The organism is Flavobacterium sp., from assembly GCF_043779715.1.
Classification (GTDB): domain Bacteria; phylum Bacteroidota; class Bacteroidia; order Flavobacteriales; family Flavobacteriaceae; genus Flavobacterium.
Window position 1 is genome coordinate 1 of sequence record NZ_JAYWDT010000014.1, and the last position, 11,120, is coordinate 11,120.

An 11,120-nucleotide genomic window follows, 5' to 3' on the forward strand; every position below is an offset into this window, starting at 1 on the left:
AAATTCTGCATTCATAGGTGTTCTAGGAAAAGGAATTACGTCACGTATGTTTGTCATTCCAGTTACAAAAAGAACCAATCTTTCGAAACCAAGTCCAAAACCTGAGTGAACTGCGCTTCCGAAACGGCGTGTGTCTAAATACCACCATAATTCTTCTTCATCGATTCCTAAGGCTTTCATTTTTTCGACAAGGACATCAAAACGCTCTTCTCTTTGTGAGCCTCCTACAATTTCTCCAATTCCTGGAAAAAGGATGTCCATAGCACGAACTGTTTTTCCATCTTCGTTCAAACGCATATAAAAAGCTTTAATATTTGCTGGATAATCAAATAAAATTACTGGACATTTGAAGTGTTTTTCAACTAAATAACGTTCGTGTTCTGATTGTAAATCAGCTCCCCATTCGTTAATAATATAATTGAATTTTTTCTTTTTATTTGGCGCGCAATCTCTTAAAATATCAATCGCTTCGGTATAAGAAACACGTTTGAAATTGTTTTCTAAAACGAAGTTTAGTTTTTCTAACAAAGCCATTTCGCTACGTTCCGCTTGTGGTTTTTGTTTTTCTTCTTCGGTCAAACGACCTTCTAAGAATTTTAAATCATCTTGGCATTTATCTAAAGTATATTTTATCACATATTGAATAAAATCTTCCGCCAAGTCCATATTGTCATTCAAATCATTAAAAGCAACTTCTGGCTCAATCATCCAAAACTCTGCCAAATGGCGAGAAGTGTTCGAGTTTTCGGCTCTAAATGTTGGTCCAAACGTATAAATCTGGCCCAAAGCCATTGCAAAAGTTTCTCCTTCTAATTGTCCAGAAACCGTTAGATTGGTTTCTTTTCCGAAGAAATCTTTTTTGTAATCTACTTTTCCATCTTCAGTTCTTGGTGTGTTATCGAAAGATAAAGCAGTCACTTTAAACATTTCTCCAGCACCTTCTGCATCAGAACCAGTAATAATTGGCGTATTTACATATACAAAACCTTTTTCCTGAAAATAGTTGTGCACCGCAAATGACAGTACCGAACGCACTCTCATAATCGCTCCAAAAGCATTGGTACGTACACGCAAATGCGCATTTTCACGCAAAAATTCTAAGGAATGTTTCTTAGGTTGCATTGGAAATTTCTCAGCATCAGAATCGCCAAGAATTTCTAATTTAACAACCTGGATTTCGTATTTTTGTCCAGCACCTTGGCTTTCAACAAGATTTCCAGTTACGGAAACTGCTGCTCCAGTTGTAATCCTTTTTAAGGTTTCTTCTGGTGTGTTTTCGAAATCGACCACACATTGAATATTATGTATCGTCGAACCATCGTTTAAAGCTATAAACTGATTATTTCTAAAAGTTCTTACCCAACCTTTTGCATTTACTTCTTGAAGTGTTTTTGTACTATTTAGTAAGTCTTTTATTCTTGTATGTTTCATTGTAATTTGATAATTGTAATATTATAGTTGCAAATATAATTGATTTGTTATAATTTTTAGGAGCTTTTTCCCGCTTTACACTATATCTTTTTGTTTTTAAAGAAAAAACAAAAAGGATGTCGTTTCAATTGAGGCTAGACTAATGCTATAAATGATGTCTTTTGTCGTTTCGACGAAGGAGGAATCTCACACGAAACTATTTTTATGAAGTTTAGCCCAACTAGCGTTTCCATTCGAATGACTCGATGGCAAAGTTCGAATAGGTAAAGAAATGTTAATTTCGTGGAAAATGATTTAATTTTTTAAAGCAGATTTTATTCTGAATTCAGTATCTGCTTTGATTGTATTTATGAATTCTTCTTTATTTCTTCTTAATTTCAGTATACAATTTGCCTTTCCAAAACATTGGTTTACTTGGGTTTTCTTTATGATCAAAGATAAAGTCAAATCTTGCTTTTAAAATTCCTTTATCCCATAAATTCTTATCTATCTCAATTTGTCCTCTTTTGCAAGTGTATGTTTTTGTTCCTGTCGAACCAACTATGCTATTTAATTCAATTTTTGGAATACACTTCTCTTTTGTGATTGTCAAAAATAAGCTACTATGGGTCGCCACATTATTATGTGTGAAACAAGCAACAGTATCTTTATTTTTTCTTGTCGCAGTTACAAAATTTGTCCCTGCCCACTCATACACCCAAGCCTCAGATTGAATGGAATGGAATTGGCGAGTTGTATCAACCAGTTTATAAAATGCTTTTAAAGAGTCTTCGTAAATTCTTCCTTTTTCATCTTTCATTCTCTCTATTTCGGGAGGACAAAGCCCATCACAACTTAATTGGCCAAAATCGTTTTTATAAACCCCTTCTGGGTAATCCCATTTCTCTTTGAATGAAAAATCTCCCGACAATTTGTTTGTCCAATTAATTGTAATTTCTCCAGATTTAAGTTTTTCACTATTATCAAAAGTAAATCCACAAGAAATTAGTCCCACGATGAAAATTAAATATGTTAAATGTCTGGTCATTTTGGATATGGTTATGTTCTTCTTTTTATTATTGAATAATCAGTTGTCTCATTTGAAATGTTCTGGCAGCTAACAAAATTTATTGCAAAAAGAAATAAAATGATTGTAAATCTCATGATTTACAATCTATGTTAAAATTCAGAATGAAAACTATTCTTAAAATTAGGTCTTAATGCATATTGCACTTCTACAAAAAGCTTGCCCGATTTGACTAGTGTTAGCATGGCTTCATGCAGGTTTTTAGAAGGTATGCCTGCCAAATCAGCAATATCTTTTTTAAAATCATCAAAGCTTCCTATGATTTCGACACAGCCTGCGGCTCCCCAGCCAGACTCATAGATATTTGAAGGTCCGGCATGTATGAGGAAATTGCCTTGCATTTGTATTGCACCGCCAAAAGGCGAATATGAGTTGTGGACTTCATAGTTTCTGTCGTATAAAACAACTTTTTTTCTGTCTAAGATGGTTAATCCGGAATTAGCCCAGCCTTCTGTTCTGTAATGAGTAGAAGGACTTTTTGGGTCATTCCAATATGGCATAAAACGCAAGGCTTTCCACTCCTTTTTCTTTGTTTTATTAGCTTCATTTTCAATGGTTACTTTGTAAACAGGTGTTGAATATGCCTCCTTTCTTCCATTATTATCATAATCGGATCAGGATACGACTTTGCGAGATAAGTGTCGCCAGTCTCAATCCCTGTGACAGTAATTAATATGTTATTCATTTTGTAAGAAAATTCCGATTTTACAAAACGAAAGTACAAATAAATAATTACTATACAGATACTTATTGAAATTTATTTCTTATTTTCCATTGCATCAACTTCGGCATCAGTATGTTCCAAAATACTGATAGTTGGCGCTATAAATTCTTGTTCGTTAGACAATGTTTTGTTTAACGATAAGACAAGCGCTGGAAGCAGAACCAAGTTAGACAACATTCCAAAGAATAAAGTAATCGCTACTAAACCTCCAAGTGCTACGGTTCCTCCAAAACTTGATAACATAAACACAGAAAATCCGAAAAATAAAACAATCGAAGTATAAAACATGCTAATTCCAGCATCGTTGAACGTTGCAATAACTGATTTTTTTATTTTCCAATCGTTTCTAGCTAATTCTAACCTGTATTGGGCAAGGAAACGCAAAGTATCATCGACCGAAAGTCCGTAAGCGATCCCGAAAACTAATATGGTTGATGGTTTTAGCGGAATTCCTAAAAAGCCCATCAATCCTGCTGTAAGCACTAATGGTAATAAATTGGGGATTAACGATACAATGACCATTTTTAAAGAACGAAACATAATTAAAACCAATAATGAGGTGATAAGAAATGCAAAAGCTAATGATGACAGTAAATTATCTAACAAATATTGTGTTCCTTTCTGAAAAACCGAAGCTTTTCCTGTAATAATAACATTGTACTGCGGTGAAGGGAATAATTTATTTGCTTTTGCTCTGATTTGAGCTTCGATAGCATTCATTTTTTCGCCATTTTCATCTTTAATAAAAGTCGTAATTCTGGCAAATTGTCCTGTCGAATCTACATAACTTTTCATCAAATTTTCTTTCGAATTTTGTGTAGCATTTTTTGCATACGACAAAATAAAAGCTTGTTCTTGTTGTGTTGGTAATTCGTAATATTCGGGATTTCCGTTATAATAAGCTTGCTTCGAATATTTAACTAAATTTACTATTGACAGAGGTTTTGCTAGTTCAGGAATTTCTTGAATCGTTTCTTCGAGCTCTTCCATACGTTTTAGCATCGATAATTTCATAACGCCTTTTTTGCGTTTGGTATCAATCATAATTTCTAATGGCATTACACCATCGAACTCTTTTTCAAAAAATCGAATGTCATCAAAAAAAGCAGTACTCTTGGGCATATCTTCTATGATGCTTCCAGAGATTCTAATTTCATAAATTCCTATTATTCCTAACACAAGCAAACATATCGAAGTTATGTAAACACCAATTCTGTTGTACTTTACGGTTCTCAAAATCCAAGCCATAAATGAGGTAAGATATTCACGTTCTAAATGCCCTAAATGTCTTGGAATTGGCGCTGGTATGTAACTAAAAAATATTGGAATAACGAACAGACACAATAAATAAAGTGCAATAATATTTATCGAAGTTACAACACCAAACTCTGTAAGCAATACATTATTTGTTACTATAAACGTAGCAAATCCTAATGCCGTAGTTAAGTTTGTCATTAGTGTTGCTGTCCCTGTTTTTGTAATAACTCGCTGCAAAGATTTGGCTTTATTACCATGAACTTGGTATTCTTGATGGTATTTGTTTATTAGAAAAATACAATTCGGAATTCCAATAACAATAACTAATGTTGGGACAAGTGCTGTTAGCACCGTGATTTCATAACCCAATAATCCTAACAACCCAAAAGACCACATTACACCAATAATTACAATAACTAATGCAATAAGTGTTGCTCTAAATGATCGAAAGAAGAAGAAGAAAATAAGTCCTGTAATTAGTAATGCCGCTCCAATAAACAAACCAATTTCATCAATAATTGTTTTTGCATTTAATGTTCGAATGTATGGCATTCCTGAAGTTCGAAGATCGACACCAGTTTCACTTTCAAATTTTTCAATTTCAGGAATTAACTTATTAAGCACAAAATCTTTTCTTGCTTTTGTATTGATTATTTTTTTGTCTAAATATATTGCAGACCGAATTGCACCCGATTTTTTATTGAATAACAAACCTTCATAGAATGGTAAATTATTTAATAATTCATCTTTTACTTGAGATAAATAAACAGTGTTTTGAGTTTTCTTTGTATCTATTAATGGTTTTAGTTCAAAACTTTCTAAAGAATCATTTTTAACCAATTTCTTTAAACTACTTATAGAAATCACCAAATCAACCTCTTTGTTAGATTGAATTGTAGTCATCAAATCGTTCCATGCTTTATAAACCTTTGGAGTAAATAATTTTGGGTCTTTTGTCGCAATTACAACAAGATTGCCTTCTTCTCCAAAGTTTTTTAAGAAAGATCTATAATCTACATTTATCTGATCATCAAACGGAATAAGATTGGCTTCTGTTTGTGTGAATTTGATATTCTTCCATTGCATAGCAAACAGAATTGTGATGATAACAATTCCTGATAAAAACACTATTCTATTTCTGAGGATTACTCGGGCAATAAACTCCCAAAACCCGATACTTAACATCTTTTTCATAAAACCTAAAATGGTAAGCAAAGATAATTAAAACCTATAAATTTTAACGGTTTAAATAAAAAGTTTTAATAGGTTTATTCTCTTAATATTAATTTTAAGTGATTAATTTATTGAATGTTTTTATTTGTAGGTGAATTTCGTCATCTTTGTACAATATAAAGCTAATAATTCTCCTGTTTTTTTATGAAAAATTTAAAAAATGCATTGTTTTATTTTACTGTTACTGGCGTTTTTACGGCTTTAATATATTGGGTTGTTGGACAAGGTAAAAGCCTAGAAATTGGAAGAAAAATTATCGCTCCTTCAGCAAAAAATACAGAGTGGAATCAATTTTTAGATTCTCTAACACATAATCTACACCATCCTTTAGCCATTTTATTAGGACAAATAATTACCATAATTATTGTGGCTCGTTTTTTTGGTTGGATTTTCAAAAAAATTGGTCAACCATCAGTGATTGGAGAAATAATAGCTGGTATTTTTCTTGGCCCATCAGTCGTAGGAATGTATTTTCCAGAGTTTTCATTGGCATTATTCCCAACAGAATCTCTAGGAAATCTTCAATTCTTGAGTCAAATTGGACTAATCCTCTTCATGTTTGTTATAGGAATGGAATTAGACCTAAAAGTCCTAAAAAACAAAGCCAATGAAGCAGTTGTAATAAGTCATGCCAGTATAGTTATTCCGTTTGCGCTAGGAATTTCTTTAGCATATTTTGTATATTATAAATTTGCACCACAAGGCGTCGAGTTTCTTTCTTTTAGTTTGTTTATGGGAATCGCAATGAGTATTACTGCATTTCCGGTTTTGGCAAGAATTGTACAAGAAAGAGGAATTCATAAAACAAAATTAGGAAGTATAGTTATTACTTGTGCCGCCGCCGATGATATTACAGCTTGGTGTTTGCTTGCTGTCGTTATTGCTATTGTAAAAGCCGGAACATTTGAAAGTTCTCTTTACGTTATTGGTCTGGCAATATTTTATGTTTTGCTCATGTTGTTTCTTGTAAAGCCATTCTTCAAACGAGTAGGCGATTTGTATTCGAACAACGAAAATTTAAGCAAACCTGTTGTCGCAATTTTCTTTCTAACACTTATTTTATCTTCTTATGCAACCGAAGTCATAGGGATTCACGCACTTTTTGGGGCTTTTATGACAGGTGTCATCATGCCAGACGTCTCTAAATTTAGAAATATTTTTATCGAAAAAGTTGAAGATGTTGCCTTAATACTTTTACTTCCCTTATTTTTTGTTTTTACAGGATTACGCACACAAATAGGATTGATTAACGATCCATATTTATGGAAAATTACGGGATTTATTATTTTAGTTGCAGTCGTAGGAAAATTTGTAGGAAGTGCCCTTGCTGCTAAATTTGTAGGACAAAACTGGAAAGACAGTTTGACAATTGGCGCCTTAATGAACACACGTGGATTAATGGAACTAGTTGTTTTAAATATTGGTTATGATTTAGGCGTTCTAACTTCTGAAATGTTTACTATGATGGTTATTATGGCATTAGTTACCACATTTATGACTGGGCCAGCTCTGGATTTAATAAACCATGTTTTTAAAGAGAAAGAAATATTAACTCCCGAAGATGTAATTGAAACTAATAAATATAAAATTCTTATTTCGTTTGGAAACTATGAAAAAGGGAAATCATTGCTTCGACTGGCAAATAGCTTGATCAAAAAACAAAAAGAAGTTTCCACCATAACTGCAATGCACCTATCGGTAAGTGATGAAATGCACGGTTTTAATCTTGAAGACTATGAAAAAGAAACTTTCGTTCCTATTCTTAAAGAATCTAAAACATTAAATCAAGACATAAATACCATATTTAAAGCGACAACCGACATTGAAACCGACATTGCCGACATTGCCAATCATGGTGACTATGACTTACTGTTAGTAGGTTTAGGAAAATCTATATTTGAAGGAACTTTACTTGGTAAAGTGTTGGGATTTACCACAAGGATTATAAATCCAGACAGATTACTCGATAAGATTACAGGAAAAGAAGGCTTGTTTGCAAATTCGATTTTTGATGAGAGGACACGTCAAATTATTGCCAAAAACAAAACACCATTGGGTATTCTTGTAGACAACGAATTGAATTATACCGACAAAGTATTTGTCCCTTTCTTTAGCACTGACGATGCTTTTCTGGTTGATTATATTCAAAAATTTGTCTATAATAACAATTCAAAAATTAAAATTATTGATGTAAATAATCAGATAAAAAACAACTTTTTGATAAAAAATGCCATTCAAACTTTAGAAAAAACCTACCCAGATAACATTGCCCTAGTAAATGAGGATCAGATCCTAAAATCATTCTTAATCAAACAAGATTTGATGGTTATTAGCTTGGATAGCTGGAAGAAATTAGTCGATTCGCAAAGTGTTTGGTTAAGTAATTTACCTTCTGTATTAATTATTAAGCCTTAACTTTTAAAAACCTAAATCAATTTTAATACTTAATTTTATAGCAACATTGTCTTCAAAATCAGGCAATTGATTCGGCCCGTATCTGTAAAAAGCTACAAATCCCAAACCTTGATAAATTTGATTTAATTCAAATCCAGACTCCATATAACCTTTTTCTAGAGTCTTAAAACTTAGGTTTAAATGTCGCTCTAGATTGTCTAAACTTCCAATTCCGTATTTGGTAACAAGAGAAAAAACAGGTTTTATTTTTTTGCTTATTTGAAATTTAGGAAACTGATGTTCTAACTGAAAAAAAGCATACTTATTCGAGAAAAACTCATTATAATACATGGTTTCAAAACTGTCTTTTCCTGCAAAAGTGATGCGTTGTATAATTTTATCTTTGGTCAAATTATTTGGTGAATGGTTGTAAACATGCGTTATTGGGACATCTCCAAAAGCATAACCACCTTCCATGAGAAACATTAATTTGTGGTTTGAGTTAAACTTTTTTTGGTAATCAAATCGAAAATCTATTTTACTAAAATCGAAATCATTATTCCATAATTTAGGAATCGTTTTTGAAAACTGAAAAGTAAATTTTGGGTAGTTTTTATCAATCTCAATTGTTTTGTTTGGCGTTTGCATGTACTTACTAAACGGATTCCATTGCAAGGAAACGGTTAGTAAAGTTGTCTTAAAATTTTTATACAAATTATCATTTAGCTTATATAAGTAATCGAATCTCGGAATAATATCGCTTTGCGAAATTTGCCAAATACTTTCAGTTTTTGGAATAATTTTAGTTTCAACAAATCCTCTCCAGGTTACATGATTGTAAAAAGTACTAATGTTAAATGGTCTTGGGTCGTAAATTTTGAAGGTTCGTTTATCTACTTCAAAAGAAGTACTTGCAATTTCATTTACGTCGTCCTTGTACGAAAAACCCAACCAAGTTTCCGTGTGATTATCTACCCGAAATGAGTTGGCAATATATCCTTTAAAGAAGCCGTCTTTTGTTCCGTAAACATAATATCCTTCTAGTTTATAATTTTTAGATAGCTTTTCGTTAGTGACACCACCTATACCCAACCTAAAGCCTTCATAATTGTTGTAACGAAAAATATAACGTAAATCGACATCAAAAAAACCAACTGGATAATATCCTTTTAGCACTTTTCGTCCAATTTTAATCTTGTTTTCATACCTTCTTTTCTGAATCAAACTGTCTAACGAAAAGTAGGTTGTACTGCTTCTCACATCTGTCGAATCATTGAAATAGTTATACCAAAGTGACTCTTTTTTTGAAATTGCATTTTCGCTTATTGTTATGGCAATATCTGGATGTTTTATTTTTGGAGTCTCATTAAATCTTGGCTCAAAATAGGTTGTATTAGATTTTATTTCGACAAAATCCGAAGCGTATTTTTTGCCTTTAGGATTTAATTTAGGATCATTTCCTTCAAAAGTGATGGTTTCGCCAAGTATTTTTATTGGCGCTTTACTATTTCCTTTTTTTATAGAAAGATTATTTTTCGTAGGAAACCAATTGTCTAATTGTTTATCGTACCTAAAATCATGGCTGGATTTTATTTGTACTAATCCCGAAACCTTTAACTCAATTTTTGCGATGCTAAATTTTTTGGCATCAACAAACAAGATACCTTCTAACTGATCTGTTTTAGATTTTTGTTTGGGCTGAAATATAACTTTATAAACTTTTCGATTCTCTAAAATAGTAGTTTCTAAAAAAGCATAATTGTATTTTCTTATTCCTTTATCAGAAATTGGACTTGTATATTCTTTTTCTACCAACGAATATTTATCGTCATAAAAAGAAAAGGGTTGTAATTGCAGCGCAAAATATTCGAAAATAGGTTCTTTGAAACCAGCCATTTTTGTGGCAAGAATTCTTTCTTTTCTATGATTATTTACAACTTGAAATTTTGATATTTTTTCCGTTTGATACAAATGTTGTTTTGAGATTATTTTTTTAAAAAAATAATCGGAAGAATCTATTTCAGACAACACTTTTTTCTTACGTTTATTAACAAAAATCGAGTCTATTCTTCCTTCAATTAAATCCGGATTTGCAGTTATTATAAGTTTGTTGTAAGCTGTAAATTCATAATTCTTGGGTTTGTTTACAGGTTTGTAAAGAATTACTTTCTGGATAATAGTATCGCCAGCAAATGCATTTTCTTGCGCAATAATTTTTATATTGACAAATAGCAAAAGAAAAAAACATATAAAATAAAGTTGCTTTTTTGAATTCATCAGTTTTTCACTCCTTTTTGCTGGAATACATACAAATATAGTTTTATTAAATAAAAAATCAGAACAAATGGGATTAGTTATATAATTTAAAAAAATGAAAACCTATTACGACAAGGTAACTGCCGAGTTTAGAATTAATTTAGATTTATCGAAAACATTAATAAACAAAATGCCCTGCTGTAAGTCAGCTACTGATATTTCGCATTCTACTTTTATAGTTTTATTTTGATATTTAACTTTTTTAGAAGCACTGTAATTTAAGGTTTCCTTGCCAAATTTTTCTACATTTTTGCTTCCCAAAACATTATTTTTACTGTCTATAATTTGGATATAAAAATCTTTAGTCGCCGATTTTACCAAATCATTTTCTGCAATCATAAAACTAACTTTTATTAGATTTATTTTACTGGCTTTATCTGTTTCAGTTAGCTTTCCAGAGCTTTTCGACTTGAAGAAATTTGTTTTAAACTCATAAAAATACAATTTTGAAGCCTCGGTAATTTTCTTTGCTAATTTCTTGTTAGAAACCGTTAGCGTGTCATTTTTTGTTTTTTCTTTAGTTAAGCTAGCGCTCGTTTTTGTTAAGTTAGCATTGGTTTGTGTTAGAACAACATTGGTACTATCTATTTTCTTTTTGTAGGAGTTTATTTCGTTAATTAGTGTTTTAATTCTGTTGTCAGCATTATCTGCTGTTTGTTTATAATCTATAATATTTTTTTCGGTTATGTTTTTCGACTT

Annotated in this window: 7 protein-coding genes; 1 reads left to right on the plus strand and 6 read right to left on the minus strand. The window is 31.7% G+C overall.

What is annotated here, in order from left to right; all coding sequences use genetic code 11:
- From asnS to ACH2BG_RS00550, 4 genes are all read right to left on the minus strand, one after another.
- On the minus strand, positions 1-1,431 hold a 1,431-nt coding region (asnS, locus tag ACH2BG_RS00535), incomplete at its 3' end, for an asparagine--tRNA ligase (RefSeq protein ID WP_395045789.1).
- 361 nt (positions 1,432-1,792) lie between these two features.
- Positions 1,793-2,458 carry a hypothetical protein gene (locus ACH2BG_RS00540; RefSeq protein ID WP_395045790.1) on the minus strand — a complete coding sequence of 222 codons (666 nt, stop codon included), beginning with the start codon at positions 2,456-2,458 and terminating at the stop codon, positions 1,793-1,795.
- 131 nt (positions 2,459-2,589) lie between these two features.
- A complete protein-coding gene (locus tag ACH2BG_RS00545; protein WP_395045791.1) occupies positions 2,590-2,997 on the minus strand; it encodes a hypothetical protein in 408 nt (135 codons plus the stop codon).
- 257 nt (positions 2,998-3,254) lie between these two features.
- Complete coding sequence (locus tag ACH2BG_RS00550; RefSeq protein ID WP_395045792.1) at positions 3,255-5,672, minus strand: RND family transporter; 2,418 nt, start codon at positions 5,670-5,672, stop codon at positions 3,255-3,257.
- Between the two features lie 183 nt (positions 5,673-5,855).
- Here ACH2BG_RS00550 and ACH2BG_RS00555 point away from each other — a divergent pair, with 183 nt between their 5' ends.
- A complete protein-coding gene (locus tag ACH2BG_RS00555) occupies positions 5,856-8,126 on the plus strand; it encodes a cation:proton antiporter (RefSeq protein ID WP_395045793.1) in 2,271 nt (756 codons plus the stop codon).
- Between the two features lie 3 nt (positions 8,127-8,129).
- Here ACH2BG_RS00555 and ACH2BG_RS00560 read toward each other — a convergent pair whose 3' ends face one another.
- Both ACH2BG_RS00560 and ACH2BG_RS00565 read right to left on the minus strand, forming a co-directional pair.
- Positions 8,130-10,382 carry a DUF5686 family protein gene (locus ACH2BG_RS00560; protein ID WP_395045794.1) on the minus strand — a complete coding sequence of 751 codons (2,253 nt, stop codon included), beginning with the start codon at positions 10,380-10,382 and terminating at the stop codon, positions 8,130-8,132.
- Positions 10,383-10,487: 105 nt separating this feature from the next.
- Positions 10,488-11,120: hypothetical protein (locus tag ACH2BG_RS00565; RefSeq protein ID WP_395045795.1), on the minus strand; the 633-nt coding region annotated here is incomplete at its 5' end.

Excerpts from the sequence above, each read along its gene's own strand:
- ACH2BG_RS00545 (WP_395045791.1), bottom strand. The coding sequence starts at position 2,997 with ATGCCATATTGGAATGACCCAAAAAGTCCTTCTACTCATTACAGAACA.
- ACH2BG_RS00555 (WP_395045793.1), top strand. The coding sequence starts at position 5,856 with ATGAAAAATTTAAAAAATGCATTGTTTTATTTTACTGTTACTGGCGTT.
- ACH2BG_RS00560 (WP_395045794.1), bottom strand. The coding sequence starts at position 10,382 with ATGAATTCAAAAAAGCAACTTTATTTTATATGTTTTTTTCTTTTGCTA.
- ACH2BG_RS00540 (WP_395045790.1), bottom strand. The coding sequence starts at position 2,458 with ATGACCAGACATTTAACATATTTAATTTTCATCGTGGGACTAATTTCT.
- ACH2BG_RS00550 (WP_395045792.1), bottom strand. The coding sequence starts at position 5,672 with ATGAAAAAGATGTTAAGTATCGGGTTTTGGGAGTTTATTGCCCGAGTA.